Origin of the sequence: Rhodococcus sp. BP-241 (assembly GCF_019836145.1) — a bacterium.
Classification (GTDB): Bacteria; Actinomycetota; Actinomycetes; order Mycobacteriales; family Mycobacteriaceae; genus Rhodococcoides.
In genome coordinates this window covers 92,555-117,673 of sequence record NZ_JABUEI010000013.1, presented here as the reverse complement: position 1 = coordinate 117,673, position 25,119 = coordinate 92,555, and the positions used below count along the sequence as shown (strand labels likewise).

The following is a 25,119-nucleotide window of genomic DNA, read 5'->3' as shown; positions in this document are numbered from 1 at the left end:
CCACCGCCGCCGCGTTCGGCGTCGCGAAGCTGATCTTCCAGGACGGGCACGGCGCCTCGCTGCTCGGCTTCACTCCGCAGGGCTTCCTGAACGGGTGGGGACCGGTGTTCTTCTTCGCGATGATCTTTGCCATCGCCATGGACTACACCGTGTTCCTCCTCGCCACCGCCAAGGAGCACTACGAGCGCACCGGCGACGCGACGACGGCGATGATCGACGGTCTCGCCCACTCGGGTCGGGTCATCTTCGCCGCGGCCGCGGTGATGGTGGCGGTGTTCTTCACCTTCGCCCTCGCAGACCCGCTCCCGCCGAAGGAGATGGGCATCATCCTCGGTGTCGCCGTGCTTCTCGACGCGGTGCTCATCCGGTTGATCCTGCTGCCCGTCCTGCTCCGACTGACCGGTTCCGCCGCCTGGTGGTCACCCGTCTGGCTCCGCAAGGCTCTCCCGTCCATCAGCTTTTCGCACTGACACCCCACGACCGGAAAAGGACACTCATGACCACCACTGTCCGTCCCGCCCGCGTTCCCGCCGGTTTCACCGGCTGGCCGATCGAACGCTCGGTGCCAGCGCTGGCCGGCATCGTCGTCGCCGCCGGGCTGGTCCTCGGGGAGACCGTGTCGCCGTACTGGCGGCTACTCAGCGCGTTCGCCGCTGCGAACCTGGCCCTCTACGCTGCGGTCGGGTGGTGCCCGGCGAGCCTGCTGCTGCGCCGGATCGGGGCGCGCAGTCTTCGCGCCGCCGACCGCGGGTAACCCTCCCCACGACACCGGACGTCTCCACCCCCTGAACGAGTGCACCGCCGACGAAAGGAACCACCCTCATGAGCATCGCCCTGACCACCACCCTGACCGGCACCGACTTCGACACCGCCGTCCAGCGCACCCGAGACGCTCTGGCGGAGCAGGGTTTCGGTGTGCTCACCGAGATCGACATGCAGGCCACCCTCAAGGCCAAACTCGGTGAGGAGATGGAGCGCTACCTGATTCTCGGCGCGTGCAACCCGCCGCTGGCCCACCGCGCCGTCGGCGTCATGCGCCAGATCGGCCTGCTGCTTCCCTGCAACGTCGTCGTCCGCGAGGACCCGGACAACACCGGCGCGATCATCGTCGACGCGATGAACCCCGACATCATGGTCGAGGCGACCGGTGAACCGGCGCTCGGCGACGTCGCGCGCGACGCCGCGACCAAGCTCCGCGCTGCGATCACCGCCCTCGGCGGCGACGGGGACACCCGGAACCGATGACGCTGGCACTGGGGCTGGTCCTCGGCGCCGTCATCGGGGTCCTGTTGGGACTGCTCGGCGGTGGAGGGTCCATCCTGGCCGTACCCGTTCTCGTCTACGCCCTGCATCTCCCGCTGGCCGAGGCGATCCCGGTGTCGCTGCTCGTCGTCGGACTGGCGTCCCTGACCGGGGCCGTCCCGAAGATCCTGGCACGGCTGATCGAGTGGCGACTCGCGGCGATCTTCGCCGGCACCGGCATCGTGGGGACCTTCCTCGGGAGCGCCGTCGGCCGGCACCTGCCCGAGTCGCTGGTGCTGGTCGGGTTCGGGCTGGTCATGATCGCGGCCGCAGTACGCATGCTCCGCGGCGACGCCTCTCTCGGCACCGCCTGCCGAACAGGCACCTCGGGGATCGACTGGCGACGCTGCGCCCCACGGTCGATCCCCACCGGCTTCGCCGTCGGTGTGCTGACGGGCCTGTTCGGTGTCGGCGGGGGTTTCCTCATCATCCCGGCGCTGGTGCTGCTGCTCGGCATCGAGATGACCGTCGCTGTAGGGACGTCGCTGGTGGTGATCGTCGCCAACTCCGCAGCAGGACTGGTATCCCACACCGACGGGCTCGGCGGCAACTGGGCCCTCACCGCGACGTTCGCCGGGGCGGCGATCGCAGGGTCACTGGTCGCCGGCCGCTGGGCCGACCGGGTGAACGCCGACCGCCTGAGGAACTGGTTCGCGTACCTGGTGCTCGCCGTCGCCGGATACGTGTTGATCGACGCCGCACGCACCATCGTCAGCTGACCACCCGAACGACAAGGAGCACCCATGAGCACCGCCGATACCCCCGACATCGCCATCATCGAGACCTCGAGCCTGGGCGATCGCAGCTACCTGATCAGCCACCACGGCATCGCCCTGGTCGTCGACCCCCAACGCGACATCGACCGCATCGAGACCCTCGCTCGGGAGAAGAACGCTCGCATCACCCACGTGTTCGAGACGCACATCCACAACGACTACGTCACCGGCGGGCTCGAACTCGCCCGCGCGACCGGTGCGCAGTACGTCGTGCCGGACGGCGACCCGGTCGGCTTCGAGCGGCGCGCCGTCGTCGACGGCGAAGTCGTCGACGCGGACCCGCTGTTCATGCAGGTGATGCACACACCCGGACACACGCACCATCACGTCAGCTATGTCCTGCGGGGCACGAACGGCACCCCGATCGCCGTGTTCACCGGCGGTTCCATGCTCTACGGGTCCACCGGGCGCACCGACCTGCTCGGATCCGAACACACCCACGACCTCACCCACGCCCAGTTCCATTCGGTGCGCCGACTGGCCGACGAACTGCCCGCCGACACCGAGGTATACCCCACACACGGATTCGGCAGCTTCTGCTCCGCCACCCCCACCAGCGGCGAGTCCTCCACCATCGGCGAACAACGCAGCGCCAACCCCGCGCTGACCCAGGACGAGCAGACCTACGTCGACACCCTCATCGACGGCCTCGCCGCCTACCCCGCTTACTACGCCCACATGGGCGTCATCAACACCGCCGGCCCCGCCCCCGTCGACCTGTCCATGCCGACACCGGTGGACCCGGCGGAGCTGCGCCGGCGCATCGAGGCCCGCGAATGGGTCGTCGACCTGCGCTCGCGCACCGCGTTCGCCGCCGGTCACCTCGACGGCAGCCTCGGATTCGAGCTGTCCTCCAGCTTCGTGACCTACCTCGGATGGCTCTACCAGTGGGGCGCACCCCTCACCCTCATCGGCGACACCGCCGACGACATCCTCACCGCGACCCGAGAACTCGCACGTATCGGCATCGACTCACCGTCCGGGTCCGCGGTCGGCGACATCACCGACCTCACCGGAGACCACCCCGTCCGCAGTTACGGAACAGTCGACTTCGCCGGCCTGCGAGACACCCTCGGACGCAACGACAATGACCTCGTCGTCCTCGACACCCGCCAATCCGAAGAGTACGACGCCGGCCACATCCACGGCGCCGTCAACATCCCCCTCCCCGAACTCGCCGAACGACACCACGAGATACCGGCAGGTGAAATCTGGGTCCACTGCGCCTCCGGATACCGGGCATCCATCGCCGCGTCGATCCTCGACCGCGCCGACAGGACCGTCGTCCTCATCGACGACGACTACGACCACGCCGCAGAACTGGGCCTGGACACCGAACACTGACCACAGGTCCCACACCGCGGCACGCATACCGACAGCTCATATGCCCCCAGGGGTACTATGGCAGATACCATCGACACCACTGAACAGGGGCACCACCATGATCGGCGACGACGACAGCATCGCACTGGTACTCAACCGACTCCGACGCGCCAACGGCCAACTCACCGGGGTCATCTCGATGATCGAGAACGGCCGCGACTGCAAGGACGTCGTCACCCAACTCGCCGCCGTCTCCCGCGCACTCGACAAAGCGGGGTTCAAGATCGTTGCCACCGGACTGCGTGAGTGCATGACAGGTGCCACCGCCGATGACAAGGAACCCATGACCGAAGCGGAACTCGAGAAGCTGTTCCTCGCGCTCGCCTGATCGTCGACGGCTTCTCTTACCGCAGAGCGGTCCGCGCGCGGACCACTCGCGGCATCCGGTGTACTACATGCGGTTCGGGACAGCACCTCTGCGTTCGATCTCATCAAATACGCCCTTCTGACGGTCGCACGTCAGAACAGCGAGCACTGCGTATCGCCGGCTGTTCCGTCACCCGTGCCGCACCATGTGCGGTACAGATGTTCGGCGACGCGGGTATGCACCTCGAGTTCGTCCGCGAGCTCGGCCCAGTTCACACCGCGGGCCCGCTCAGCGTCGAGCCACCGACCACTCTCGAGCCCAACCGTAGTGAGCGTTCCGTCGGCCGCGAAATAGCGTTCATCGATGGCGGATCCAGTCCTCATGCGTGCACTCCTCCTACTCGGAAGGTGTTGAGCCGCTTCCACGCTGCCCGCTGTGCGGTACCGAGTTCGACCATGTAGTCGAACAGTTCGTCCTCGGGGCCTTGTTCGGCGGCCTGGATGAGTCGCTGCCCGGTGACGTGGAAGCTTCGCCGGTAGGACTGGGAGAGCACGATGTCGGCGTAGTGCACGGCGGCGGACGATCCGGTGGTGTCGGCGGTGACGACGTCGGCCAACGCTCGGCGCAGCGGTGCGTCCTTCTGCCCTCCCCCGGCTCGGTGCAGGACAGCAGCGACGGAGGCGGGATCGTGCGGCTGCCCGGTGGTGACGAGGTCGGCGATGACAGCGAACAACTCGGCGTAGGCGGGCTCGGCGAAGTCGGCCGGCACCAGGGCCTCGGTGACGCGGGCGGCGGCGGCGGTGTCGACGGACCACATGAGCGCGCAGAGGGTCAACGATTCCGGGTCGGTCCGCGGGTCGAGACCGTCACTGGTGTCGACGCCGGGGTCTGCGGCGTCGGGTGCGAGGTCGAGGACCGGGTCGCTCGGGTTCTGCTCGGGTTCGGGGACGGCCCGTAGTGCGCTCATGACGTGTTCCCTGCCTTACCGGGCGTCGGTGTAGTCGGCGGCCGGGTGGGTGGTCCAGGGGCCGTGGATGACGACGGCACTGGTGGTTTCGGCGGCGAGGTCCGCTTCGATCTGGGCGGCGATGAAGTCGTGGTCGGGCTGGTGGTCAAACGCGAGGTGCGCCATGGAGTGGGTTCTCCTTCGGATCGGTGGTGGATTGCGAGGTTCGGTCAGGCCGCGGTCGACACCTCTACTTGTTGACAGACGGATTGAGATTCGCGGGCTTCGGTGTCGACGCTGATGTCGACGGCGGTGTAGTCGAGGCCGGCCTTGTCGAGTGCCCGGAACGTCGCCCGGCACTGCTGGCAGTTGGGCTTGGTGTAGACGGTGATTCCGGACATGGCTCACGCCTTTCGACTATTCGGTGGAGTGGTTCCATTCTATTTCACGAACGGGTTTATTTCCACCGCTGTACGGTATTTGTTCGGTAACGATGCACCGGGCTTTTCTATTGCGCTGCAACCGATATGGCGGCGTTCGGGAATATCCTTCGATCCCGTTTCGACGGGTCCGTGAATTGCGCTTTTTCTCGTCACTGGCGGGTTTTTTCGCGGCGAGAGTCTAGGATCGCGGGATGACGTATTCGCGTGTGGAGTCGGATTTGGTGGCGATGGCGTTGGATCGGAGTGCACCGTCGGATCTGGCGGTCGAGGCGATGGTGTCGGGGGTGCCTGTCGAGGAGACGCTGCCCCGTGCCGCTACCCCGGGCGCTGTGGATGTGGTGTGGGTGCCGGAGGACATGCCCGACCTGTGATCGCGGTGGCCGGCCCCGCTCGGTGGCGACAGGTCCGCTCGGTGGTGGGTGCGTCGAGGTCGGTGTGAGGGCTCGATGCCCGATCGCCGGCTACCCCCGCCGGTGGCCGGGCGTCCCCCGCTGGCTGCGGGAGCCGCCCGGCCCGTGCTCTAGTCCCGGTCGGGTGCCCCGGGGAGGTGCGCCCCGGTGGTGGCGCGGACGGTTTCGGCGTCGACGTCGAGGGTCCGGATCTCGGCGGGGTTCATGGCGGCATCTTGTGCCTGACGGAGTAGGCGGAGCATCGACGGGGTGGCGATGCCTACGCTGGTCGCTTCGTCCTCTGCCGCGTCGTAGGCGATGTTGGCGGCTGCTCCGTCTCCGGCGCGGTGGCAGAGCCACCCGGCGATGCTGAGGGCCTGGATGCGGGCTTCTGCGCGGGTGTGGCGGGCGATGGTGGCCATGACGGTGTGCGCGGATGTGCTGCCGTAGAGCGGGAGCCGGAACATCGCGTCGCGGACGGGCAGTGCGGTGATGACGGCTGCGGTGCGGGCGATGAGGCCACTGTCGGGCAGCTCGTCGGCGTAGACGACTGCGGCCAGGTCCTCGAGTACCTGCGCGGCGTCGGCGTGCTCGGCCGGGCGAACCTCCTCGGCGTGGGCGTAGCGGTTGCCGATCGCTGTGCGGCTGCCCTCGATGGCCGTTCCGGCTTCGACGGTGCTGGCGGCCACTTCGGACGCGATGGGGTCGACGTCGAACGTGGCGAGGGTGTCGAGGTCCTGTGCGGTGGCCGGTCCGGCGAGGGTGGGAACCCAGTAGGTGCCGATCACCTCGACGGCGGTGGCGAGGATTCCGGCGATGACCAGGTTCTCGACGGCGGCCGCTTTCTTGCCGGGTCGATCTGCGATGGTGACGACGACGACCGACTCGACGCCGTGGCGACGCAATACGTCGTTCATCTTGTGCGCCTGGGTGACGACGTCGACGCGGTCGAACCGGGCGGCGAAGGTGAGGATCTTGCCGGTGAACGCGAGCACGACGATGGACTCGGTGGGGACGTGCCGCAGGGCTGCGGGGATCGCGGCGATGACCTGGGCTGCGCTGGTGAGGGTGATGCGGGGTTGCGTCATGATGGTGAACCTTTCGGGTGGGTGGTGTGTGACTGGGGGACGGTCAGGATCGGAGTGCGCGGCGTGCGTTACGGCGGTCGTAGCGGGCGCTGGCTCGTTTGACGGTGCGGCGGATCTTGGGGGCGCCCTGCTTGTGGACGAGGATGTCGATCTCGTCTGCGGTGGACGGGTGCTGTGCGCGCATGACTGGTGCTTCCTTCCGGAACTCGTGCGTGCGGCTCGGGCCCTTGCCCTCACCACGTTCTTTCGCCGTCATCTGGCGTGGCGAAGAGGAGGCGGCGCACGGGAACGGCGTCCAGCACCCGAGAACGAAAAGTTCTCAGCCGGAGGCGTTCTGAGAAGTTTTCGGACCCCCGAGGGGCCGGAGCGCAGCGGAGGTCGGGTGTTGGTAAGACGGGCCCGGGTGACGCAGCATCGGAGTAGCCAGATGTGTCGCAAGAACGAATGCTCTTCCAGGGTGCGGAGCGCAGCGGAGCTCCACTAGGCGGACGCCCGCAGGGTGGCCCACGCCCGGACGGTCACGGCCGGCCTGCGACCAGGAACCGCCGGCCACTCCCCCGAGCTGCCACCTCCCACCCGGACACGCCGGTGGCCGACTGTGCGGGAGCGACGGGAATCGACCACGTACCGCGGGTCGCGGTAGCGCTGATCTTTCGCACGACGAGCCCCAACGGGCAGCGTCAGCGTATGTTGACGACTGGTTACGATGGCCGTCAGCCGAATCGAAAGAAGTCTGCCCGTATGAAAAGTTTTGTGTCGCAACTGGAGAATGGGTGGTTCGACGCGGAATCCTGGCCCTCGATCGTGTGCCCTGTGTGCCACCGGGGTGTGCTGGTTATCCCGAAGAAGGTCGATCGCCACGGTCGGCTTCGAGATGACGTGAGGTACGACCATCCGGAGGACTTCGACTATCCACATGTGAACCACGCCGAAATTGTTGGAACGTTTTCAGCTGTTCTGTCGTGCAACGTCTCTGGGTGCAGAGGAGTTGTCTACGCGGTCGGTGACATGGAGGTCGAGGTTCGGCCCCCCCGAGTTGTACGACCAGGGAAACGACTACGTGGACATTCTCGCGGTTCGCAACTTCTTTCCGCCGGTGGAGGTGTTCGATCATCACGAGGAGTTTCCCGCCTCGGTGGATCGTGAGCTGCGGCGCGTGGATGCGTTGCTGTGGTCGGATCGTGCCGCAGCGATGACGGCGTTGCGTAAGGGTGTCGAGGAGTTGATGAACGAACAGGAGATTCCGACACGTGGAGACACCGGTAAGAAGGGTCGACTCTCGCTCGATGCCCGGTTGACGAAGTTCGGGAAGACGCATCCGGAGTTGAGCGAATTGCTGCTGGCGACGAAGTGGATGGGAAACGTCGCGACGCACGAGGATGACGTGACGTTCCAAGAGATCATCGATGCGATCGAGCATGTCGAGTTGACGCTCACGGATCTTTACAGGCCGAGTAAGTCTGCTGCACTGGAGCGTGCGCGGTCCATCAACGCTGCGAAGGGTCGACCGAGCGTGTGATTCAGCGGTGCCCCGCCGTCGTCAGTTCTGCTCGTCAGCATGTGTTGACGGGTTGTCGGTGGTGGGTCTGAGGTAGCCGCGGGTGTGCCAGCGGTGGGCGGCTTGTTTGCTCATGCCGAGGAGTTCACCGATTCGGGTCCAGGACATGGGTGGGTCTTGTTCTCGGAGTCGGGTGACGATGTCGTGGCGTTGCCGAAGGAGTCCTTGTGAGATGTGGGCGTTGACGGCGAGTGCGTCCTCGTCGGTGATGGTGTTGCCGGACAACGCGTTTTGTGCGCTTTCGGTCATCATGGCGGCTCGGTCGTCGCCTCGTTCGGTCATGCGGCGAGCTGCGGCGGCGAGTTCGTGGGCGTCGCTGTAGCTGCTGTATTCCTGGAACAGTTCGCGTTGGTCGAGGTACCGGTCGAAGGCCATTCCGTCAGCGTATGTTGACGGTTGCTAGTCGTCAACAGATATTGACGCGCAACGGGGGCGTCTGTGTCGGCCGTGCGCCCGGAGGGCGGATGCCGCTGTGAGGCGCGGAGCGCCTGGGAACAGGCGGCGCGAGCGGAGCGAGCTCAATGCCCTTCGGTGTTCGCTGGGACGAGGCCGGCGCGGAGGATGCGGAAGGGGTAGGCGCCGGGTGCGTCTGCGTGGGTTTCGCTGGGGGTGATGGTGGCGTGGGTGTCGTCGAGTTCGGTGATCTCGAAGGTGGTGACGCCGTGGGCGTGGAGTTTGACGCGGTCGCCTGTTTGCACAGCCGGTGATCGTATCGGCGGGGACCGACAGGTCTTCGTCCACAAGTCCGTTCCCGGTGCGCGGTCAGGGCCGGCGGGTGTCGGGTCGGTGGCCGGGTCTGCTGCTGAGGTCGAAGTTCCCAGTGTGGGGGCTGGCTGCAGGCCGGGTGGCGAGCGCGGCGGCGACTTGCTTTTCGAGGCGGGGGTTGGGTCGGTCGGGGCAGTAGGTGGCGGCGTCGCAGGAGCTGGCGATGCGCATGACGGCGGGGTCGGGTTTGTGGGCTTCGCCGGTGTCTGCGGTGCGCCGCTCGGCGTCGGCGGCGGCGTGTTCACGCAGGCGGCGGGCGTTCTCTGCCCAGTCGACGCGGGTCATGGCGCTCCCCGGTGTTGTTCTGTGGTGGTGATGCGGGGCCGAGTGCTTCCCGGGTCGAACCGTTGGTTAGACCGCCACTCAGCCCCGCTTCGTCAGGTTATCAATGATCGAACAGGTGTTCTAGTCTGGGTCGGCCGCTTCAGGGAGCCTGGCCAGGTCGATGGATTGGTACCAGTCGCGGAGTCGCCCGGGGGCGACGGTGAGGTGGCGGTGCGCGCGTAGGACGTCGGTGACGTGGTCGTGCGCGGCGCGCAGATCGGGATCCTCGGGGTCGTGGCCGTCGCCGGCGATGACGAGGCCGGCGCGGTCGTCGTCACGGTTCATGACGGGTTGGACGCACCGGACGGCGCGGTGGTTCCGCCGGCACACCGCGCGCCGACACACCGGCCCGGTCGCGGTACCGGATGGTGTGGTTGTGGGACGGTGAGCAGGCATTTGTCGACCGTTTCACCGAGGAAAGACGGGTACACCGCACCGTGGCCAAGAATCTGATCGTCGAGCTGACCGATGACATCGACGGGAGCATCATCGCCGACGGCGCCGGGGAGTTGATCGAGTTCTCCGTCGACGGCGTCGATTACGCGATCGACCTGAAGGACAAGAACGCGAAAGAGTTCCGGAAGACGCTCGGCTACTACATCGAGCACGCGGCGAAGGTCGGCGGCCGTAAGCGCGGTGGGCACACCTCTGCTGTCCGCGCCGCCGCTGAGGCCGCCTCGAAGAAGTCTTCGAAGCGTGATCCGGAGCAGACGCGGGCGATTCGTGAGTGGGCCAACGGCAACGGGTACGAGGTCAGTGCCCGGGGCCGGATTCCGGCTGCGGTCGTAGAGGCGTTCGACGCCGTTCACTGACTGGCCTGCCCTCGCCGCGCGGCACCTGATCTCCTGGGCCGCGTGGCGGACTGGTGCACCGCCGGTGGCCGGCGCTTCTCGGGGGAGCGCGAGGGGGCGTCCCCCTCGCCCGGCCGGGGACCGTCAGGACCGGACATCACTGCGAAACCCGCTTATCCGCGAACCCACATTCCTAGGAGCTACTTCATGGCACGTAAGACTCGTCGCTCGTACACCCTCGTCAACTTCCTGGTCGACGTCATTCTTTTCTGCCTCACAGCTGGGCTCTGGCTCATCTGGATCTTTGTTCGCGAAATGCGCCGCTGACCCTCCTGAACACACCCACTGTGGGCGGTGCGGGTGCCCCGAGTTGTGGGGCACCCGCACCGGTCACCGGGTCATTCGCCGCTTGTGGCGGTGACTTCGGTGTAGGCGTCCTCGGCGGTGTTCTCGCCGGTGACGACCTTCTCGACCGGGCCGGTGGTGTAGCCGTGCTCGGTCAGGAACGCCAGGTACCGGGCGGCTCCCCTGGGGAGGCCGTCGCGGGTCCACCGGGTCTGCGGGCTGGCTCGCCACCACGACTTGTCGGAACCGGCCATGCGGGCTTCGAGTGCGGCCAGCACCAGCGCCAGCATGAGCACCTGGGCGCGGGCGTCGGTGGCCTTGTCGATCAGGTCGGCGATTCCGGTGAGCGGGTCGGCACCGGGCACCACCTCGCGCAGCACCTCCCCGGCCTTGCCTTCGGTGAGCAGATCGGGTGACCCGGCGAGGGTCGCGGCGACCCATCCGGCGCTGCCCTTCGGCGCGGTCTTGCGCGTCAGGAGCGCCTTGATGTGCTCGCGGCGCAGCGTGGTCTCGGCGAGACCTGCGGCGTTGAGCGCCTTCACCCTGCGACGCTCGGCCTTGTCGGCGTCGGCTGCTTCGGCGGCGCGGCGTGCCGCGTCGTCGGGGTTGACCCCGGCGGCGGCGCGTTCGTGGGCCACGGGGGTTGCCTGCGGCACCTGGTAGCCGTGCTGCTCGGCGTCGTCGGCGCTGATCCAGTACGACGTCTCCCATGCCCACCCTTCGGTGACGGTCTTCCGGTGGCGCTTGCCCTCTGCGGGTGTGTCGTCGGGGCCGTCGGCGTCCCAGTCGACGCTGTCCTCGTCGACCTGCTCGCCGGTCTCGGCGTCGATCCATGCCTCGACGTGGTCGGCCCACACCGACCACCGGTCGGGGTGCTCGGCCACCTCGACCGGCTCCCCGTCGGCGGTGCGGATCTCGGCGGCGTAGTGCCACACGTCCTCCCCTGCCTCGGGGTCGGTGGTGAGCACCGGGTGACCGGCCTCCCCGAACGGCACCAGCGTTTTGGCCCGGTCGCGTGCGTTCTTGCGGTCCTCGGTGAGCCTGCGTGCCAGGTGCGGGAAGTTGTACGGGCGGTTCTCGGCGGCGTCGAGGAGCTGCGCGACGGCGTCGTCGTCGCCCATCTTCTCGAACGCGGCGATGATCGACGCCTGCTCGAGGTCGAGTTGCCCGGTGTCCAGTGCCGCCCGCGCGGCGTCGGAGCCGCCGACCCGACCGGCGACCTTCGCAGCCTTCTGCGTGACCGAGAGGGCTTGGGCGACCTCTTTGACGGACACGCCGAGGTCGAGCAACTGGGCGACGCCTGCGGCGCGCTGGCCGTCGGTGAGGTCTGCGCGCTGGTCGTTGGAGACGATCTGCTCCACGATGCGGGTGGTGTCGGCGGCGACCTGGTCCCCGTCCTGGGTGCGGATGAGCACCGGGACGACGGGGGTGTCGGTGGCGATCGCGGCGAGGGTGCGCCGTTGCCCGTCTATGACGGCGAGGGTGCCGTCGCCCCGGCGCACGGTCAGGATCGGGTGCAGGACTCCGTGCTCGCGGATGGAGGCGACGAAGTCGGGGGTCCGGTCCAGGTCGACGGTGTCGCGGACGTTGTCGGCGACGTCGAGGGTGGTGGGGTCCACCTGGGCGAACACCGTTCCCAGCGCACCGGGATTGGTATGCTCGGTGGCGGGTTCGGTTGTCGCGGTGGTGGTGTCGATGGTTGCGGTCATGATGGTGTCTCTCCTTGATATGGTTTTCGGTGAGACACCGGGCAGTTAGGCGCTGTCCGGTGTTTTTCTGTTCTGGTGGTGCTGGTCGGGTGGTGTGGTCCCCGGCTCCGCGCGACGGCGGTGGTCATGCGGTGCCCTGCGCCGTTCCGGCTGCTTCGGCGTCGTCGATCTGAGCCTCGGTGGCTCCGGCTTCGCGTGCGGTGCACGCCCAGTAGGCGGCGCGTTCGCGGTGCGCGGCCTCGGTGGACGCTTCGGGGTTCGCCGCTGCCTTCTCCGCACGTGCGGTGTAGGCGGTGATCTGGGTGAGCGCGTGGGTGCGGATGGTCAGCACCGCCTCCCCCACTGCCCCCATGGTTGCGGTCTGAAAACTGGTGGTGACGCTCATCGGTGCGCTCCCTCGACTGCGGTGACCTGGCCTTCTGCCCTGCCACGTTCTTTCGCCGTCATCTGGCGTGGCGCAGAGGAGGCGGCGCACGGGAACGGCGTCCTGCAGCCGATACGAAAAGTTCTCAGCCGGAGGCGTTCTGAGAAGTTTTCGGACCCCGCAGGGGCCGGAGCGCAGCGGAGGTCGGGTGTTGGTGAGACGGGCACGGGTGACGCAGCATCGGAGTAGCCAGATGTGTCGAAAGAACGACGCTTTTCACTCCGACGGAGCGCAGCGGAGTTCCGATCAGGGCACGCCCGCAGCTACGCCCGGCCCGCTGGGCCGGCCATCGCACCCGTGACCGCCGGCCGCCGAACCGTGCGGGTAGCGACATCGGCATCCGCGTCGTCTGCGGACACGAAAGAGGCCCGCACCCTGGGGTGCGGGCCTCTTTGTTGCGTGTCTGTGCGCTGGTCAGGACTGTTCGGGCGGCACTGTGGTCGGCTTGCCTGCTGCGGCGTCACGGATCCACTGCGGCACTTCGCGCCCACTGCGTTCGCGCATCGCGATCGACGCGCGCGCGGCGGCGGCGGCGACGCGGGGTCGCGGTGTCTTGTCGACTGCGCGTGATTCGGTGGTGGTCATCGCGGGTCCTCCTGCTCGTTCTGGTTGTCAGTGTCCTCTGTGTCGGCGAGTTCCGCCACCGTCGACCGAATCGCTCGGTCTGCTACAGCGACCAGAACTGCCTCCTCTGTCTTGGTGATGAGAGGTGAATCGGTGACGGTCGCGTAGACGTCCCAGCCGAGTTCGGCCTCGTCGTCGTCCTTGCTGAGGGTGTGGTCCAGGCACCAGGTGATGCGGTCCCATGCTTGGGCGCGTTTGTCGGCGACGGTGCGTTGTCGGATGGTGAGGGCGACCCCGACGACGGCGAGGACGCCGACGATCAGGGTCACCCATGCTTGTGCTGGCACGTGGGTTCCTTCCGGTGGTGGGTGGTGCTGGTCAGGCGGCAGCGGTGTCGCCGCTGTCGGTGTCGCTGTCGACCTGCGGGTCGAGGGCGTCGGCGAGTTCGTGGACGGCGGCGAGGACGGCGCGGGCGGTGTCGGTGACGGTGTCGAGATTGCCGTCAGCCCATCCGGCGACGTAGCCGACGCTGTAGGCGGCGGTGTCGAGTCCGAGGATCCCCGCGAGAACGTACGCGACGGATTCGGCTTCGACCTCCATCCGGCCTCGGTGCAGGTCGCGCCGGTCTTCGGCGGCGACGGTGTCGGCGGTGTGCATGAGGGCGTGGGCTGCTTCGTGGATCATCGTCTTCGCTGCCTGCGCGGGTGCGAGGCGGGCGTCGACGACGATACGGCGGGTCCCGTCGACGGTGGTGTACCCGTTGGTCTCCCCGTCGATGAGGTCGCGGGTGACGGTCCAGCCGCGCGAGGTCATGAGGGCGTGGACACGGTCGTAGATGGCGGCGGGGTCGTCGCCGGTGAGGCGGTGGGCGATCTGCTCGGCCTGGGGGTGGCCGTCGATCGGGTCGGTCTGGTCGTGGGCGAAAACGGACAGGATCGGGAAGGTGGGGACCTTGCGGGTGGTCTCGTCGCCGGTGGCCTGGTCGGTCTCGGTGACGGTGCGGCTGCTGTAGCCGTAGATGCGGATCGCTTTCTCACCCTTGCGGACTTGCCGTCCCTGGGCCTGCCATGCCCGGAATCCGGCGACCTGCGTCGCGCTGGGGCGCTGGGGCGCTGGGGCGCTGAGCGAGGATCAGCATGACGTTGTTGAACAAGGGTGCGGAATCGCATCAGCTGCACGATCCGGTGGGTGCAGGAATCGAGTCCGAGTGAGACGGCACACCTTCCCACGGCTGACCGAGGGGCGTATGGTCAGATCTGAATACCCCCTGGGGGTATGTAACGGAAACCGGACACGGCGGGTAGCCGACAGCAGAGATGCGGTAGGGCCACGGCACTTCCGGGCACGCCGACCGGTACAAGGCATTGCACAGCAACACTTTCGAGATCGAGGAATTGACATGATCGAGTCATCACCGGCCACCGTTCGGACGGACACTTCGCACGATCAGGACCATCACGGCATGGCCGGCGGCCACGGCGGCCACGGCGATCATGCGGCCCAGTTCCGGAGATTGTTCTGGGTGATGGTCGTTCTGGCTGTTCCGGTGATCGCGGCGTCGGACATGTTCGCGATGATCCTCGGGTACTCGTTGCCGGAATACTCATGGATCGGGTGGGTGTCCCCAGTGTTGGGCACGGTCATGTTCGTGTGGGGCGGCTCCCCGTTCCTCACCGGCGCGCTCGGCGAGATCCGCAGCCGCGCACCGGGAATGATGCTTCTCATCGCGTTGGCCATCACCGTCGCCTTCGTCTCCTCCCTCGGCGCGAGCGTCGGTCTGCTCGATCACCAGCTGGACTTCTGGTGGGAGCTGGCACTGCTGATCGTCATCATGCTGCTGGGGCACTGGATCGAGATGCGCTCACTCGCGCAGACGACGTCGGCCCTGGACTCTCTGGCCGCACTGCTGCCCGACACGGCCGAGCGCGTCGACGCCGACGGTGAGGTCAACACGGTCGATCCCGGATCGTTGGCGGTCGGCGATGTAGTGATCGTGCGCCCCGGCGGTCGGATCCCTGCCGACGGTGTCGTCGTCTCCGGGGCCGCGAGCATGGACGAGTCGATGATCACCGGCGAATCCCGGACGGTCCGCCGCAGCGAGAGCGAGACCGTCGTCGCCGGCACCGTCGCCACCGACTCTGGCCTGCGCGTGCGTGTGTCCGCCATTGGCGAGGACACCACCCTCGCCGGGATCCGCCGACTGGTCAGCGACGCGCAGAACTCGACGTCGCGAGCACAGCGCATCGCAGACATCGCCGCGGCGTGGCTGTTCTGGTTCGCCCTCGGCGCCGCCGTTCTCACCGCGGCCGCCTGGACCCTCCTCGGCTCCCCCGACGACGCGGTCGTCCGCACGATCACCGTCCTGGTCATCGCCTGCCCCCACGCACTGGGCCTGGCAATCCCGCTGGTGGTGTCCATCGCGACCGAACGCGCCGCCCGCGGCGGCGTCCTGATCAAGGACCGCCTCGCACTCGAATCCATGCGCACCGTCGACACCGTGCTGTTCGACAAGACCGGCACCCTCACCCGCGGCGAACCCGCCGTCACCGACGTCGAGGCCGTGGACGGGCGCACCGCCGAGGAGGTTCTGGCGCTGGCCGCTGCCGCGGAAGCGGATTCCGAGCACCCGTTGGCCCGCGCGATCGTCGCCGCTGCCGAGGGCCGCCGGCTCGATATCCCGTCCGCACAGGACTTCCGATCCTCCCCTGCGGTCGGGGTGTCCGCGGTCGTCGACGGCGCCGCCGTACGGGTGGGTGGTCCGGCGATGCTCGAGCAGGAGAACCGCTCCGAGCTCGGTGTGGCCGATCGGTGGCGGCAGGACGGGGCGATCATCCTGCATGTCGTCGCCGACGGCGCCGTGATCGGAGCACTGAAACTGGCCGACGAGATCCGGCCCGAGTCCCGCGCCGCAGTGGCCGACCTGCACGCCCGTGGGATACAGGTGGTCATGATCACCGGCGACGCCGACGCGGTCGCCGCCTCGGTCGCCGGCGAGCTGGGTATCGACCGCTACTTCGCCGGGGTGCGCCCCGAGGACAAAGCGCAGCGGGTGGCGGACCTGCAGGACGAGGGCAGGAAGGTCGCGATGGTCGGTGACGGTGTCAACGACGCCCCCGCCCTCGCCCGCGCCGACATCGGCATCGCCATCGGAGCCGGCACGGATGTCGCGATCGCCTCGGCCGGAGTCATTCTCGCCAGTGACGACCCCCGCTCGGTGCTGTCGGTCGTCGACCTCTCCCGCGCCGCGTACCGGAAGATGAAGCAAAACCTCTGGTGGGCCGCCGGATACAACCTGCTCTCCGTGCCGCTGGCCGCCGGCGTGCTCGCTCCGATCGGGTTCGTGCTGCCGATGTCGGTGGGAGCGATTCTGATGTCTCTGTCGACGATCATCGTCGCCGCCAACGCCCAACTGCTGCGGCGCCTGGACCTCCTCCCCGGCGCGGGCACCCCCCAGTTCTGACCGGCGCCCTCTGACAGAGCTCCTCGCACCTGTTCCCGAAGGCGCTTCACTACCCACGTCGCTCCACGTGGCATCTGGAAGGCCCGGCAACCGCGGGGCGCTACCCTCGACTCATGTCGGTCACGACCAGCCTCGCGCGGCGGGCGCTCGTCGTCCTGGTCATCGTGGTCGCGGCCATCTGCGCACTGGGTCCGCAACATCCGTCGGCCATGTCGTCGGCCGCCTCGGCGGGTGTTTCCCCCGAGACGCCCTCGACCGCGGGCACACCGGCCGAGCTGACGGTCGTGGCCGTCGGAACACAAACGACCGTCAGCGCGGCCCACTGCGTCACCGCCTGCGGCGACACGACCTGTGGCAACGCCCATGCGTGCATGGAAGCGGTCACGCTCGCCGATAACGCCCCGGTTCCTCTGGCGCGAACGGGCGTCGAGCTCATCGCACAGACGGGCCGACACCCCACGCCCGGGCACCCCGTCCCAGCCGAGTCCAGTTCGCCGCCCTGGACGGTGCTGTCGTTGACCCAGCTCACGGTACGCAGGGTCTGACAGGCCGCTGGGGCCGCGATGTCGAGCCCCCTCCCTGACACACACCTCGCGCATGCCGGTTGCGGGCTCCCCCGCACCTGGCCCTGCGTCCTCACCGCACCACCACTCCCTCTCGCCCCACCGCTTTCGCACGCGCGGCGACAGGCCCCTCACGAAAGGCTCGACATGGACATGGACATGGGCTCGACCCTGCCCACATGGATGACTCCGCTGGCATGGGTGGTCCTCACCCTCGCCCTCATCTCGTCGGCCGTCATCGCCGACGATATCTACCGCCGCGGACACCGCCACCACACCGTTGCCACCGAACTGGTGTGGATCGCCTCCGGCCTCTACCTCGGGCCGTTCGCCCTGCTTGCCTACCGCCGTCACGGCCGCGATGGCGTCGTCTCGGACGCGAGGACCGCCGTGCAGGCGCCCCCTGGTGTATCCGCAGGACTGCCCGGCGGTGGCGCGTCCGCCGCCGCGCACCTCATCGGGGTGCCGCTGGTCATCGCCTCCGGGCTCACCATCGCCGGAATCGACCTCTGGGTGATGATCATCGTCATCGCGCTGCTGGCCACGGCCATGCTGTTCGCGTACGAACGCTCGGCCGTCACACCGACGGTCGGTGCCCGTGACACGCGTCGGCCGTCCGTCGCGGCTGCGCTCGGGGCCGCCGCGGTGACCGTGCTGGCGTTCGACCTCGGAATGGGTGGCTGGATGTTGTTGCTGCATTTCACCGAGACGATGCCACCGGCCACCGACGCTGCATTCTGGCTGCTCATGCAAGTGGGCATCGTCCTAGGTGTGATCACGGGCTACCCCGCCGTCCGACTACTCCGCGATCACCGCAACTCCCCCGCCTGAGACGGACAGCGGTCCGCATCCCTCGACACGGGACCACCGGTAGACACGCTGCCACCGGGGCAACAAGCCCCCGCTAGGGGACTACCGCGGCGCTCACCCGAATCCGCCGTCGGACCAGAGTGTCGGCCGCAGAATGCGGGACCGGCACCGACGACCGCGCGAGTGACGGTGCCTTCGACTCCCCCGACACGACGCAACCCCGCACCGAATCGGTGCGGGGTTGCGTCGTTCGCCCGAGCAGAACCCGCGGCAGCGGGTCCGGCCGGGTTCTCGGTCAGCCCAGGAGCTGCTGCATACGCGAGATCTCGGCGTTCTGCGTCTCGACGATGGTGCGGGCCATCGCGACCGCGTCCGCGTTGGAGCCGTCGGCGATCTCCTTCTCCGCCATCGCGACCGCGCCCTGGTGGTGGGCGATCATCATCGTCAGCCACTGCCGGTCGAAGTCAGCACCCGACGCGGCCATCAGCGAGTCCATGTCCTGTGCGGTCATCATCCCGCTGCCCGATCCGTGATCCATACCCTCCATCGAGCTCGCGTCCGACGACGGCGCCGGCTGACCCCACTGCGCCAACCACGACGTCAACTGCTCCATCTCGGGTTTCTGGGCGGCGGCGATCTCCCCTGCCAGGGCGACGATCTCCGGGTTCGTCGTCCGCCCGTCGACCATGGTCGCCATCTCGACGGCCTGCGCGTGATGGGGATACATCATCGACGCGAACATGACATCGGCGTCGGTGAAGTTCGCTGCGGGATCCGCGGACTGCGCCGACGAGGACCCCATCGAGGTGGACGAGCCCATCGAGTGGCCCTCCATCGACGTGCCCGATCCGTCGTCGCTACACCCCGCGAGGAGGGTGATGCCTACCGCCGCGGCGGCGAGGACAGTGGTTGTTCTTCTGTTGATGCGCATGGAAGTACTCCTGAGGTGTGTCGAACGAAAGACGAGGTGGATCTGCGTGCGATCCGCCGGAGCACCCGGGCCCCGGACTCCCCGTCACACCCGAAGAAATACCGACTTGTCCAGCGAGTACACCGCCCACGGGGGCGCACGGCCCGCTCGGGACGCGATCGCGACAACACGGCCGGACGCGTTGTCGAGTACTGGCATGAGTTCGGCAGTCCCGGTCGGCACCGGCATCGCAGGGAAGGACGTCACCGTCCCGATGCACGGATGCACCATGTCGTGACCGCTCGGACACGACACGTGCGCTGCCGACGTCTCGACGTCGACGGTGTGTGTGTCAGCAGAGTGGTGGACGACCACGCTGTTCGGCTGCCCTGGTGCGGGCATCGCGTCATGGGCCGCGGCGGTGGGGACGGGCAGGGTCGTGTGCATCAGCACCACACCGAGCGCGATCAACACCGTCCACAGCATCGAGAGCGCAGACGATCGCCGCCGAACACCCTCAGACATCTCGCCACCGTACCAAGAGATACCCCCTACGGGTATCACCGTGTGGTCCGACCGCAGATGCCGCAACGCGGCGCCACCACGTGATCGCACGCGGCCCGTTCCCGCGAGGGGCACAATCGTCCCCATGAAGGTGGAGATCCTGTACTTCGACGAGTGCCCGAACTGGCAGGACGCGGCAAACCGAGTTCACACGGCGGCGACCGCGATCGGACTCCCGGACATCGAGATCGAGTACCGGCTGATCACATCGGACGCCGAGGCCGCTGCTTCTGCGTTCGCGGGCTCGCCCACCATCCTCGTCGACGGCGTCGATGCCTTCGGCGATGCGGTCCAACTCACCGAACTCGCGTGCCGCATCTACCGCACCGGTGCCGGTACGGCTGGTCTTCCGACCGTCGATCAACTGGTCACGTCCCTTCGCAAGAGGGTTACGCAGCCGCCGGCCTGACCCAACGACTGTCGGCCCGTCACTCTGGCGGGCAGATCCGGGGGTGCGGTGTCAGCCCGTTCGTCGCGCAGGTCTTCGGCGTTAGAGTTGCTCATGGGCATGTCGAGAGTGGTCCCCGCGCTGCCGGTACGACACATCGAGTCCGCTGTCGCGTTCTATGCCCGCTCGTTCGGCTTCACGACCCGGTACTCGGATCCGAGTTTCGCCAAGCTCACCCGTGACGACGTCGAGATCCACCTCTGGGCCGCCGACGACGACAGCTGGACCACCCGCACCGACCCTGCGCCGTGGCCGGTGTGCAGTGGAGCCGAGACGTTCCTCGCGGGCACTGCCAGTTGCCGCATCGCCGTGGACGAGATCGACGACCTGTACACCGAGTTGTCCGGAGCGGGCGTTCTTCACCGCGCAGACGTGGGCCGCCCCGTCACGACGGACTGGGGATCGATGGAGTTCGCCACCGTCGACACCGACGGCAACCTGATCACCTTCCATACCGAGACCGACGCGAGGCACGAGCCCGGTGCCACCGGCGACAACGCCTCCTGACCCGGCAACACCGACGCTCCGACGCTCCGATCGGGGTCGTTCACGCGGTATTCTTTTGACGCCTGATTCGCCGACCATCAATATAGACGCATGTCGAAACACACCGCCCCCATCGTGGCGTCGGACAGCGAGTGCTGCTCCCCGCTGGTTCGCGAACCTCTGACCACCGACTGGGCCGGTGATCTGGCGCGGATGTTCAAGGCACTCGGCGATCCCGTCCGTCTGCGCCTGCTGAGCCTGGTGGCCAGTCACGAGAGCGGCGAGGCGTGCGTCTGCGACATCTCCGGGTCCTTCGACCTGTCGCAACCGACGATCTCCCACCACCTCAAAGTCCTGCGCGAAGCCGGCCTGCTCGACTGCGAGCGCCGCGGAACATGGGTCTACTACTGGGTCATTCCCGCTGCGTTGCAGCAGTTGTCGTCGGTTCTCGCCGCAACGGATCCGACCGCCGGAGACGCGAATCCCGTCGGTGTTGCGTTGGTGAGCGCATGAGCACCGCGGCGAACACCACCGACCACCCCGCCGTCGTCGGCAAGCTCTCCACCCTCGACCGCTTCCTCCCGGTGTGGATCGGCGTAGCGATGGTCGTCGGGCTGCTGCTTGGACGCATGATCCCCGGGATGAACGACGCGCTGTCGTCCATCTCCGTGGACGGCGTGTCCCTCCCCATCGCGATCGGCCTGCTGATCATGATGTACCCGGTGCTGGCGAAGGTCCGTTACGACCGGCTCGACACGGTCACCGGCGACAAGAAGCTGCTACTGGGTTCCCTTGCCCTGAACTGGATCCTGGGCCCCGCACTGATGTTCGCGCTCGCCTGGCTGTTCCTCCCCGACCTGCCCGAATACCGGACCGGGCTGATCATCGTCGGACTCGCCCGGTGCATCGCGATGGTCATCATCTGGAACGACCTCGCCTGCGGCGACCGCGAGGCCGCAGCCGTCCTCGTGGCCATCAACTCGGTGTTCCAGGTGATCATGTTCGCCGTCCTCGGCTGGTTCTACCTCTCCGTGCTTCCTGGCTGGCTCGGCCTCGACCAGACCACCATCGAGGCATCACCGTGGCAGATCGCGAAGTCGGTCCTGATCTTCCTGGGCATTCCGTTGATCGCCGGATTCGCCTCGCGGTACTTCGGGGAACGCGCCAAGGGACGCGAGTGGTACGAGACCTCGTTCATCCCGAAGATCGGGCCGTGGGCGCTCTACGGACTGCTGTTCACGATCGTCGTCCTGTTCGCCCTGCAGGGCGACCGCATCACCTCCCAGCCCCTCGACGTCGTCCGCATCGCGCTGCCGCTGCTGGTGTACTTCGCGGTGATGTGGGGCGGCGGATACGCCCTCGGCGCAGCGATGGGACTGGGCTACGAACGCACGACCACCCTGGCGTTCACCGCGGCGGGCAACAACTTCGAACTCGCCATCGCCGTCGCGATCGCCACCTACGGAGCCACCTCCGGCCAAGCCCTCGCCGGCGTCGTCGGACCGCTGATCGAGGTCCCCGTCCTGGTGGGCCTGGTCTACGTCTCGCTCGCTCTCCGCAAGCGCTTCACTTCCTCGCCGTCCGCGACCGCGCCGGTTCCCCAGAGCAAGGAATCGTGATGTCCGAGCACCGCGCACAACCGGAACTGCTCATGCCGCAGGCGGTCCTGACCCGCACCGCGCAGACACTGTCGGCGAAGTACGCCGGCATCTTCTCCCCGCAGACGGTGGAGCGGTACGTCTTCGAGTCCTACACCGCACTGCGCCGCACCTCGAAGATCCACACCCACTTGACCACCCTCGCAGGGCGGTTCGCCGCCGACCGGCTCACCGCACTCGCGCAGTCGACCGGCGACGCCCCGAAGGAAGTGCCGGAAGTGCTGTTCATCTGTGTGCACAACGCGGGCCGCTCGCAGATGGCGGCGGCACTGCTGACCCACCACGGCGCCGGGCGCGTCCATGTCCGCTCCGCCGGGTCCGCGCCCACCTACGCGATCAACCCGGTCGTGGCCGAGGCGATGGACGAGCTGGGCATCGACCTGGGCGATGCGTATCCGAAGCCGCTCACCGACGACGTCGTCGCCGCCGCGGACGTCGTGGTGTCGATGGGCTGCGGCGACGCCTGTGCCGTCTACCCCGGAAAGCGGTACCTGGACTGGGATCTCGACGACCCCGACGGCAAGAACATCGACGAGGTGCGCCGCATCCGCGACGACCTCGACACCCGCATCACCACGCTCCTCGCCGAGCTGAGCGCCCCCGCACACGCCTGACCATCCCCCGCCCTTGAACACCCGAAAGGTGCACTCTCCCATGTCCGACACACCCAGTGTGCTGTTCGTCTGCGTCCACAACGCGGGCCGGTCGCAGATGGCCGCCGGCTTCCTCACCCACCTCGGCGGCGGCGCCGTCGAGGTCCGCTCCGCCGGCAGTGCCCCCGCCGAGACCATCAACTCCGCCGCCGTCGAGGCGATGGCCGAGATCGGCATCGACATCTCCGACCAGTCCCCGAAGATCCTCACTCCCGACGCCGTGGAGACCTCCGACGTGGTGATCACCATGGGCTGCGGCGACGCCTGCCCGGTCTTCCCGGGCGTCAGCTATCGGGACTGGGCGCTGCCCGACCCCGCCGGCAAGGGCCTCGAGGCGGTGCGCCCGATCCGCGACCAGATCAAGGCCCGTGTGGAGGACCTCCTGGTCGAACTCGTGCCCGCAGAAGCGGACGCAGCGCGATGAGCGCCCCGAGTGTGCTGTTCGTGTGCGTGAAGAACGGCGGCAAGTCGCAGATGGCAGCAGGCCTGATGCGCAGGGCCGCCGGCGACGATGTCGAGGTGCACTCCGCCGGCACCGCCCCCGGCAGCTCCGTCAACGCCCTGTCGGCGCAGACGCTGCTCGAGGTCGGGGTGGACCTGTCCGGGGAACACCCCAAGCCGATCGATCCGGAGTTGCTGGCGCGGATGGACTACGTGATCACCCTCGGCAGCGAGGCGACCGTCGACCCGGTCGACGGACCGACCTACCTGAACTGGGACACCGACGAGCCCTCCGCGCGGGGCATCGAGGGCATCGAGCGGATGCGTCTGGTGGGCGACGACATCGCCGCTCGCGTCGACGAACTCGCTGCCCGCCTGCGGGACTGACGCCATCACCGCACTGCACACCGACGGCACGAACCCGATGACCACCACCGATGTTCGGGTGGTGGTCATCGGCGGCGGTCAGGCAGGCCTCGCCGCCGGGTACTACCTCCGCCGAGCGGGCCTCGAGTATGTAATTCTCGACGACCAGCCGGCCGCTGGTGGGTCCTGGCGGGAGTACTGGCCGTCATTGCACCTGTTCTCCCCCGCCGCGCACTCCCGGTTGCCCGGGTGGCCGATGCCCCCGTCTGCACAGGAGTTCCCGCCCGGATCACACGTCGTCGACTACCTCAGCGCGTACGAACAACGGTATGAGCTGCCGGTGCAGCGACCCGTCACCGTGACCGCGGTGCGCCGCAACGGTTTCAGGTACTCGGTCGAGACCACCGCGGGATCCTGGTCAGCGGAGGCGGTCATCAACGCGACCGGCACCTGGTCTCGGCCGTTCTGGCCCACCTACCCCGGCATGCGGACTTTCCTGGGCCGTCAGATCCACACCGCGCAGTACGACGGACCCGGCACCTTCACCGGGCAACGGGTCGCGGTGGTCGGGGGCGGCAACTCCGCCGCGCAGATCCTCTCCGAGATCTCCACCGTCGCCGACACCCTGTGGTTCACCACCAGGCCCCCGCGGTTCCTGCCCGACGACGTCGACGGTCGTGTGTTGTTCGACGTCGCCACCCGCCGCGCCCGCGCACTCGCCGCCGGCGACGATGACACCGGCGGTGTGGCCGGTCTCGGCGACGTCGTCATGGTGCCGTCGGTGCGGGACGCCCGCGATCGCGGCGCCCTACAGGCGCATCCGATGTTCGCCGCACTCACGGCCGAGGGTGTCGTCACCGACGACGGCGGCGCCGAACGGGTCGATGCGGTGGTGTGGTGCACCGGATTCCGGCCGGCGCTGCGGCATCTCCAGCCGTTGCACCTGCCCACCACTGACGGCGGCATCGCGATGGACGGTCTGCACGCCGCCGGCGAACCCACCATGGTCTTTCTCGGCTACGGCGACTGGACCGGGCCCGCGTCGGCAACGCTCATCGGTGTCGGCAGCACAGCACGCCACGCGGTGGAGCACCTCACCGCGACCCTGACGGGCTGATCGGACGACCACGGCGGGGTGGTTCCGTGCGATGGGGGTGAGCCGACGCGGGCGGGCGTCAGCAGCAGGATGTGGCCGTCGACGTCGAGCCGGAAGTGACGCTGGGTGCGGGCGCCGGGATCGGGTGCGATCCGAAGGTGTCGGAGTCCGCGAGAACGGTGTAGACCTCCCAGCGCTCCCCACCGGGACCGGTCACCCACACCTTGTCCTGGGTGGCGAAGCAGCAGGTCGTGCCGATCTCCTCGTCGGTGAACAGCCCTTCGCCGGTCAGGCGGGCGATCTCCTCGTGCACCCGGCTCGACGAGTCGACCTCGACGCCGAGGTGGTTGATGGTGCCGCCCTTGCCGGGGTTCTCGATCAGCACCAGCTTCAAGGGCGGTTCGGTGATGGCGAAGTTGGCGTAGCCGGGCTTGACCTTCGCCGGCGCCACGCCGAAGAGCTTGCTGTAGAACGTGATCGCGGTGTCGATGTCGTCGACGTTGAGGGCGAGCTGAGCGCGAGACATGGCAAACCTCCGAGGTTGCGATAT

The 25,119-nt window shown here is 68.0% G+C and carries 36 protein-coding genes and 2 pseudogenes; 20 read left to right on the top strand and 18 right to left on the bottom strand.

The genetic code is table 11. The annotated features are described in order from the left end of the window. The 6 genes from HQ308_RS20600 to HQ308_RS20575 all read left to right on the top strand — a co-directional run. Nucleotides 1-470: MMPL family transporter (locus tag HQ308_RS20600; RefSeq protein WP_222647704.1), on the top strand; the 470-nt coding region annotated here is incomplete at its 5' end. 26 nt (nt 471-496) lie between these two features. Continuing rightward, nucleotides 497-754: a YgaP-like transmembrane domain gene (locus HQ308_RS20595; protein ID WP_222647703.1), complete on the top strand. Its 258-nt coding sequence runs from the start codon at nt 497-499 to the stop codon at nt 752-754. Between the two features lie 68 nt (nt 755-822). Continuing rightward, entirely contained in the window at nt 823-1,245 is a 423-nt protein-coding gene (locus tag HQ308_RS20590) for a DUF302 domain-containing protein (RefSeq protein ID WP_222647702.1), read from the top strand. Beyond that, on the top strand, nt 1,242-2,021 hold the full coding sequence (locus HQ308_RS20585) for a sulfite exporter TauE/SafE family protein (protein WP_222647701.1): 780 nt from the start codon (nt 1,242-1,244) through the stop codon (nt 2,019-2,021). Before HQ308_RS20590 ends, HQ308_RS20585 begins: the two co-directional genes overlap by 4 nt. 24 nt (nt 2,022-2,045) lie before the next feature. Then, entirely contained in the window at nt 2,046-3,422 is a 1,377-nt protein-coding gene (locus tag HQ308_RS20580; RefSeq protein WP_222647700.1) for a rhodanese-like domain-containing protein, read from the top strand. 97 nt (nt 3,423-3,519) lie between these two features. After that, a complete protein-coding gene (locus tag HQ308_RS20575; RefSeq protein WP_222633379.1) occupies nt 3,520-3,789 on the top strand; it encodes a metal-sensitive transcriptional regulator in 270 nt (89 codons plus the stop codon). 358 nt (nt 3,790-4,147) lie between these two features. Here HQ308_RS20575 and HQ308_RS20570 read toward each other — a convergent pair whose 3' ends face one another. From HQ308_RS20570 to HQ308_RS20560, 3 genes and pseudogenes are all read right to left on the bottom strand, one after another. Then, nucleotides 4,148-4,735, bottom strand: a complete 588-nt coding sequence (locus HQ308_RS20570) for a DnaB-like helicase N-terminal domain-containing protein (RefSeq protein ID WP_222647699.1) — start codon at nt 4,733-4,735, stop codon at nt 4,148-4,150. Between the two features lie 15 nt (nt 4,736-4,750). Further along, nucleotides 4,751-4,900 carry a hypothetical protein gene (locus HQ308_RS20565; RefSeq protein WP_222647698.1) on the bottom strand — a complete coding sequence of 50 codons (150 nt, stop codon included), beginning with the start codon at nt 4,898-4,900 and terminating at the stop codon, nt 4,751-4,753. Nucleotides 4,901-4,989: 89 nt separating this feature from the next. After that, a pseudogene (locus HQ308_RS20560) lies at nt 4,990-5,115 on the bottom strand (glutaredoxin family protein); the annotation flags it as partial. Nucleotides 5,116-5,348: 233 nt separating this feature from the next. Between HQ308_RS20560 and HQ308_RS20555 the strand changes: the two are divergent. Beyond that, nucleotides 5,349-5,528, top strand: coding sequence for a hypothetical protein (locus HQ308_RS20555; protein ID WP_222647696.1), 180 nt, complete (start codon nt 5,349-5,351; stop codon nt 5,526-5,528). Between the two features lie 149 nt (nt 5,529-5,677). Here the strand turns inward: HQ308_RS20555 and HQ308_RS20550 are convergent, their stop codons facing one another. Beyond that, the gene (locus tag HQ308_RS20550; protein WP_222647695.1) at nt 5,678-6,634 is read right to left on the bottom strand and encodes a DUF4192 family protein; all 957 of its coding nucleotides are present in this window, start codon (nt 6,632-6,634) and stop codon (nt 5,678-5,680) included. Nucleotides 6,635-6,677: 43 nt separating this feature from the next. Next, the gene (locus tag HQ308_RS20545; protein WP_222626631.1) at nt 6,678-6,818 is read right to left on the bottom strand and encodes a hypothetical protein; all 141 of its coding nucleotides are present in this window, start codon (nt 6,816-6,818) and stop codon (nt 6,678-6,680) included. Between the two features lie 876 nt (nt 6,819-7,694). Here HQ308_RS20545 and HQ308_RS20540 point away from each other — a divergent pair. Next, the gene (locus HQ308_RS20540) at nt 7,695-8,153 is read left to right on the top strand and encodes a DUF4145 domain-containing protein (protein ID WP_222647694.1); all 459 of its coding nucleotides are present in this window, start codon (nt 7,695-7,697) and stop codon (nt 8,151-8,153) included. Nucleotides 8,154-8,174: 21 nt separating this feature from the next. Here HQ308_RS20540 and HQ308_RS20535 read toward each other — a convergent pair whose 3' ends face one another. The 4 genes from HQ308_RS20535 to HQ308_RS20520 all read right to left on the bottom strand — a co-directional run bounded on the left by HQ308_RS20535 (nt 8,175) and on the right by HQ308_RS20520 (nt 9,566). Beyond that, nucleotides 8,175-8,567, bottom strand: a complete 393-nt coding sequence (locus HQ308_RS20535; RefSeq protein WP_222647693.1) for a hypothetical protein — start codon at nt 8,565-8,567, stop codon at nt 8,175-8,177. Nucleotides 8,568-8,710: 143 nt separating this feature from the next. Further along, on the bottom strand, nt 8,711-8,890 hold the full coding sequence (locus HQ308_RS20530) for a hypothetical protein (RefSeq protein ID WP_222647692.1): 180 nt from the start codon (nt 8,888-8,890) through the stop codon (nt 8,711-8,713). 64 nt (nt 8,891-8,954) lie between these two features. Continuing rightward, nucleotides 8,955-9,242, bottom strand: coding sequence for a hypothetical protein (locus HQ308_RS20525; protein WP_222647691.1), 288 nt, complete (start codon nt 9,240-9,242; stop codon nt 8,955-8,957). Between the two features lie 120 nt (nt 9,243-9,362). Beyond that, a complete protein-coding gene (locus tag HQ308_RS20520) occupies nt 9,363-9,566 on the bottom strand; it encodes a hypothetical protein (protein WP_222647690.1) in 204 nt (67 codons plus the stop codon). A gap of 152 nt (nt 9,567-9,718) precedes the next feature. Here HQ308_RS20520 and HQ308_RS20515 point away from each other — a divergent pair, with 152 nt between their 5' ends. After that, nucleotides 9,719-10,093, top strand: a complete 375-nt coding sequence (locus HQ308_RS20515) for an Lsr2 family protein (RefSeq protein ID WP_222647689.1) — start codon at nt 9,719-9,721, stop codon at nt 10,091-10,093. A gap of 377 nt (nt 10,094-10,470) precedes the next feature. Here HQ308_RS20515 and HQ308_RS20510 read toward each other — a convergent pair whose 3' ends face one another. The 6 genes and pseudogenes from HQ308_RS20510 to HQ308_RS23040 form a co-directional block, all read right to left on the bottom strand. After that, nucleotides 10,471-12,126 carry a ParB N-terminal domain-containing protein gene (locus tag HQ308_RS20510; protein WP_222647688.1) on the bottom strand — a complete coding sequence of 552 codons (1,656 nt, stop codon included), beginning with the start codon at nt 12,124-12,126 and terminating at the stop codon, nt 10,471-10,473. A gap of 124 nt (nt 12,127-12,250) precedes the next feature. Then, nucleotides 12,251-12,511 carry a hypothetical protein gene (locus HQ308_RS20505; RefSeq protein WP_222647687.1) on the bottom strand — a complete coding sequence of 87 codons (261 nt, stop codon included), beginning with the start codon at nt 12,509-12,511 and terminating at the stop codon, nt 12,251-12,253. 453 nt (nt 12,512-12,964) lie between these two features. Continuing rightward, complete coding sequence (locus tag HQ308_RS20500) at nt 12,965-13,135, bottom strand: hypothetical protein (protein WP_222633471.1); 171 nt, start codon at nt 13,133-13,135, stop codon at nt 12,965-12,967. Beyond that, complete coding sequence (locus HQ308_RS20495) at nt 13,132-13,461, bottom strand: hypothetical protein (RefSeq protein ID WP_222633472.1); 330 nt, start codon at nt 13,459-13,461, stop codon at nt 13,132-13,134. The genes HQ308_RS20500 and HQ308_RS20495 overlap by 4 nt, the downstream gene beginning before the upstream one ends. A 31-nt stretch (nt 13,462-13,492) precedes the next feature. Beyond that, nucleotides 13,493-13,927, bottom strand: coding sequence for an ImmA/IrrE family metallo-endopeptidase (locus HQ308_RS23045; protein ID WP_308115843.1), 435 nt, complete (start codon nt 13,925-13,927; stop codon nt 13,493-13,495). 168 nt (nt 13,928-14,095) lie between these two features. Beyond that, nucleotides 14,096-14,149: pseudogene (locus HQ308_RS23040) on the bottom strand (hypothetical protein); the annotation flags it as partial. Between the two features lie 427 nt (nt 14,150-14,576). On the opposite strand from HQ308_RS23040, the gene HQ308_RS20485 reads away from it, so the two are divergent. From HQ308_RS20485 to HQ308_RS20475, 3 genes are all read left to right on the top strand, one after another. Further along, nucleotides 14,577-16,574 (top strand): heavy metal translocating P-type ATPase, encoded by a 1,998-nt coding sequence (locus tag HQ308_RS20485; RefSeq protein WP_374198551.1) that lies wholly within the window; start codon nt 14,577-14,579, stop codon nt 16,572-16,574. A 113-nt stretch (nt 16,575-16,687) separates the two neighbouring features. Continuing rightward, nucleotides 16,688-17,119: a hypothetical protein gene (locus tag HQ308_RS20480; RefSeq protein WP_222647685.1), complete on the top strand. Its 432-nt coding sequence runs from the start codon at nt 16,688-16,690 to the stop codon at nt 17,117-17,119. A 165-nt stretch (nt 17,120-17,284) separates the two neighbouring features. Continuing rightward, nucleotides 17,285-17,968 carry a DUF4396 domain-containing protein gene (locus HQ308_RS20475; protein WP_222647684.1) on the top strand — a complete coding sequence of 228 codons (684 nt, stop codon included), beginning with the start codon at nt 17,285-17,287 and terminating at the stop codon, nt 17,966-17,968. Nucleotides 17,969-18,242: 274 nt separating this feature from the next. Here the strand turns inward: HQ308_RS20475 and HQ308_RS20470 are convergent, their stop codons facing one another. Next, nucleotides 18,243-18,878: a DUF305 domain-containing protein gene (locus tag HQ308_RS20470; RefSeq protein WP_222647683.1), complete on the bottom strand. Its 636-nt coding sequence runs from the start codon at nt 18,876-18,878 to the stop codon at nt 18,243-18,245. An 84-nt stretch (nt 18,879-18,962) separates the two neighbouring features. Then, nucleotides 18,963-19,382: a hypothetical protein gene (locus HQ308_RS20465; protein ID WP_222647682.1), complete on the bottom strand. Its 420-nt coding sequence runs from the start codon at nt 19,380-19,382 to the stop codon at nt 18,963-18,965. Nucleotides 19,383-19,506: 124 nt separating this feature from the next. Here HQ308_RS20465 and HQ308_RS20460 point away from each other — a divergent pair, with 124 nt between their 5' ends. The 8 genes from HQ308_RS20460 to HQ308_RS20425 all read left to right on the top strand — a co-directional run bounded on the left by HQ308_RS20460 (nt 19,507) and on the right by HQ308_RS20425 (nt 24,590). Then, nucleotides 19,507-19,830 (top strand): alkylmercury lyase, encoded by a 324-nt coding sequence (locus HQ308_RS20460; protein ID WP_222647681.1) that lies wholly within the window; start codon nt 19,507-19,509, stop codon nt 19,828-19,830. A 93-nt stretch (nt 19,831-19,923) separates the two neighbouring features. Then, a complete protein-coding gene (locus HQ308_RS20455) occupies nt 19,924-20,376 on the top strand; it encodes a VOC family protein (protein WP_222647680.1) in 453 nt (150 codons plus the stop codon). A 90-nt stretch (nt 20,377-20,466) separates the two neighbouring features. Further along, nucleotides 20,467-20,868: a helix-turn-helix transcriptional regulator gene (locus HQ308_RS20450; protein WP_222647679.1), complete on the top strand. Its 402-nt coding sequence runs from the start codon at nt 20,467-20,469 to the stop codon at nt 20,866-20,868. After that, nucleotides 20,865-21,974: an ACR3 family arsenite efflux transporter gene (gene arsB, locus HQ308_RS20445; protein WP_222647678.1), complete on the top strand. Its 1,110-nt coding sequence runs from the start codon at nt 20,865-20,867 to the stop codon at nt 21,972-21,974. The genes HQ308_RS20450 and arsB overlap by 4 nt, the downstream gene beginning before the upstream one ends. Further along, the gene (locus tag HQ308_RS20440; RefSeq protein WP_222647677.1) at nt 21,974-22,627 is read left to right on the top strand and encodes an arsenate reductase ArsC; all 654 of its coding nucleotides are present in this window, start codon (nt 21,974-21,976) and stop codon (nt 22,625-22,627) included. Before arsB ends, HQ308_RS20440 begins: the two co-directional genes overlap by 1 nt. A 40-nt stretch (nt 22,628-22,667) precedes the next feature. Beyond that, nucleotides 22,668-23,090, top strand: a complete 423-nt coding sequence (locus HQ308_RS20435) for an arsenate reductase ArsC (RefSeq protein WP_222647676.1) — start codon at nt 22,668-22,670, stop codon at nt 23,088-23,090. Then, on the top strand, nt 23,087-23,494 hold the full coding sequence (locus HQ308_RS20430) for a low molecular weight phosphatase family protein (protein WP_222647675.1): 408 nt from the start codon (nt 23,087-23,089) through the stop codon (nt 23,492-23,494). The genes HQ308_RS20435 and HQ308_RS20430 overlap by 4 nt, the downstream gene beginning before the upstream one ends. 37 nt (nt 23,495-23,531) lie before the next feature. After that, nucleotides 23,532-24,590, top strand: coding sequence for an ArsO family NAD(P)H-dependent flavin-containing monooxygenase (locus HQ308_RS20425; RefSeq protein ID WP_222647674.1), 1,059 nt, complete (start codon nt 23,532-23,534; stop codon nt 24,588-24,590). A 58-nt stretch (nt 24,591-24,648) separates the two neighbouring features. Here the strand turns inward: HQ308_RS20425 and HQ308_RS20420 are convergent, their stop codons facing one another. After that, nucleotides 24,649-25,095: an ArsI/CadI family heavy metal resistance metalloenzyme gene (locus HQ308_RS20420; RefSeq protein WP_222647673.1), complete on the bottom strand. Its 447-nt coding sequence runs from the start codon at nt 25,093-25,095 to the stop codon at nt 24,649-24,651. Nucleotides 25,096-25,119 lie beyond the last annotated feature (24 nt).

Excerpts from the sequence above, each read along its gene's own strand:
- HQ308_RS20525 (WP_222647691.1), bottom strand. The coding sequence starts at position 9,242 with ATGACCCGCGTCGACTGGGCAGAGAACGCCCGCCGCCTGCGTGAACAC.
- HQ308_RS20595 (WP_222647703.1), top strand. The coding sequence starts at position 497 with ATGACCACCACTGTCCGTCCCGCCCGCGTTCCCGCCGGTTTCACCGGC.
- HQ308_RS20460 (WP_222647681.1), top strand. The coding sequence starts at position 19,507 with ATGAAGGTGGAGATCCTGTACTTCGACGAGTGCCCGAACTGGCAGGAC.
- HQ308_RS20465 (WP_222647682.1), bottom strand. The coding sequence starts at position 19,382 with ATGTCTGAGGGTGTTCGGCGGCGATCGTCTGCGCTCTCGATGCTGTGG.
- HQ308_RS20555 (WP_222647696.1), top strand. The coding sequence starts at position 5,349 with ATGACGTATTCGCGTGTGGAGTCGGATTTGGTGGCGATGGCGTTGGAT.
- HQ308_RS20480 (WP_222647685.1), top strand. The coding sequence starts at position 16,688 with ATGTCGGTCACGACCAGCCTCGCGCGGCGGGCGCTCGTCGTCCTGGTC.
- HQ308_RS20535 (WP_222647693.1), bottom strand. The coding sequence starts at position 8,567 with ATGGCCTTCGACCGGTACCTCGACCAACGCGAACTGTTCCAGGAATAC.
- HQ308_RS20475 (WP_222647684.1), top strand. The coding sequence starts at position 17,285 with ATGGACATGGACATGGGCTCGACCCTGCCCACATGGATGACTCCGCTG.
- HQ308_RS20505 (WP_222647687.1), bottom strand. The coding sequence starts at position 12,511 with ATGAGCGTCACCACCAGTTTTCAGACCGCAACCATGGGGGCAGTGGGG.
- arsB (WP_222647678.1), top strand. The coding sequence starts at position 20,865 with ATGAGCACCGCGGCGAACACCACCGACCACCCCGCCGTCGTCGGCAAG.
- HQ308_RS20485 (WP_374198551.1), top strand. The coding sequence starts at position 14,577 with ATGGCCGGCGGCCACGGCGGCCACGGCGATCATGCGGCCCAGTTCCGG.
- HQ308_RS20450 (WP_222647679.1), top strand. The coding sequence starts at position 20,467 with ATGTCGAAACACACCGCCCCCATCGTGGCGTCGGACAGCGAGTGCTGC.
- HQ308_RS20550 (WP_222647695.1), bottom strand. The coding sequence starts at position 6,634 with ATGACGCAACCCCGCATCACCCTCACCAGCGCAGCCCAGGTCATCGCC.
- HQ308_RS23045 (WP_308115843.1), bottom strand. The coding sequence starts at position 13,927 with ATGACCTCGCGCGGCTGGACCGTCACCCGCGACCTCATCGACGGGGAG.
- HQ308_RS20570 (WP_222647699.1), bottom strand. The coding sequence starts at position 4,735 with ATGAGCGCACTACGGGCCGTCCCCGAACCCGAGCAGAACCCGAGCGAC.
- HQ308_RS20440 (WP_222647677.1), top strand. The coding sequence starts at position 21,974 with ATGTCCGAGCACCGCGCACAACCGGAACTGCTCATGCCGCAGGCGGTC.
- HQ308_RS20510 (WP_222647688.1), bottom strand. The coding sequence starts at position 12,126 with ATGACCGCAACCATCGACACCACCACCGCGACAACCGAACCCGCCACC.
- HQ308_RS20430 (WP_222647675.1), top strand. The coding sequence starts at position 23,087 with ATGAGCGCCCCGAGTGTGCTGTTCGTGTGCGTGAAGAACGGCGGCAAG.
- HQ308_RS20580 (WP_222647700.1), top strand. The coding sequence starts at position 2,046 with ATGAGCACCGCCGATACCCCCGACATCGCCATCATCGAGACCTCGAGC.
- HQ308_RS20500 (WP_222633471.1), bottom strand. The coding sequence starts at position 13,135 with ATGACCACCACCGAATCACGCGCAGTCGACAAGACACCGCGACCCCGC.
- HQ308_RS20435 (WP_222647676.1), top strand. The coding sequence starts at position 22,668 with ATGTCCGACACACCCAGTGTGCTGTTCGTCTGCGTCCACAACGCGGGC.
- HQ308_RS20520 (WP_222647690.1), bottom strand. The coding sequence starts at position 9,566 with ATGAACCGTGACGACGACCGCGCCGGCCTCGTCATCGCCGGCGACGGC.
- HQ308_RS20565 (WP_222647698.1), bottom strand. The coding sequence starts at position 4,900 with ATGGCGCACCTCGCGTTTGACCACCAGCCCGACCACGACTTCATCGCC.
- HQ308_RS20590 (WP_222647702.1), top strand. The coding sequence starts at position 823 with ATGAGCATCGCCCTGACCACCACCCTGACCGGCACCGACTTCGACACC.
- HQ308_RS20575 (WP_222633379.1), top strand. The coding sequence starts at position 3,520 with ATGATCGGCGACGACGACAGCATCGCACTGGTACTCAACCGACTCCGA.
- HQ308_RS20425 (WP_222647674.1), top strand. The coding sequence starts at position 23,532 with ATGACCACCACCGATGTTCGGGTGGTGGTCATCGGCGGCGGTCAGGCA.
- HQ308_RS20585 (WP_222647701.1), top strand. The coding sequence starts at position 1,242 with ATGACGCTGGCACTGGGGCTGGTCCTCGGCGCCGTCATCGGGGTCCTG.
- HQ308_RS20455 (WP_222647680.1), top strand. The coding sequence starts at position 19,924 with ATGGGCATGTCGAGAGTGGTCCCCGCGCTGCCGGTACGACACATCGAG.
- HQ308_RS20545 (WP_222626631.1), bottom strand. The coding sequence starts at position 6,818 with ATGCGCGCACAGCACCCGTCCACCGCAGACGAGATCGACATCCTCGTC.
- HQ308_RS20420 (WP_222647673.1), bottom strand. The coding sequence starts at position 25,095 with ATGTCTCGCGCTCAGCTCGCCCTCAACGTCGACGACATCGACACCGCG.
- HQ308_RS20470 (WP_222647683.1), bottom strand. The coding sequence starts at position 18,878 with ATGCGCATCAACAGAAGAACAACCACTGTCCTCGCCGCCGCGGCGGTA.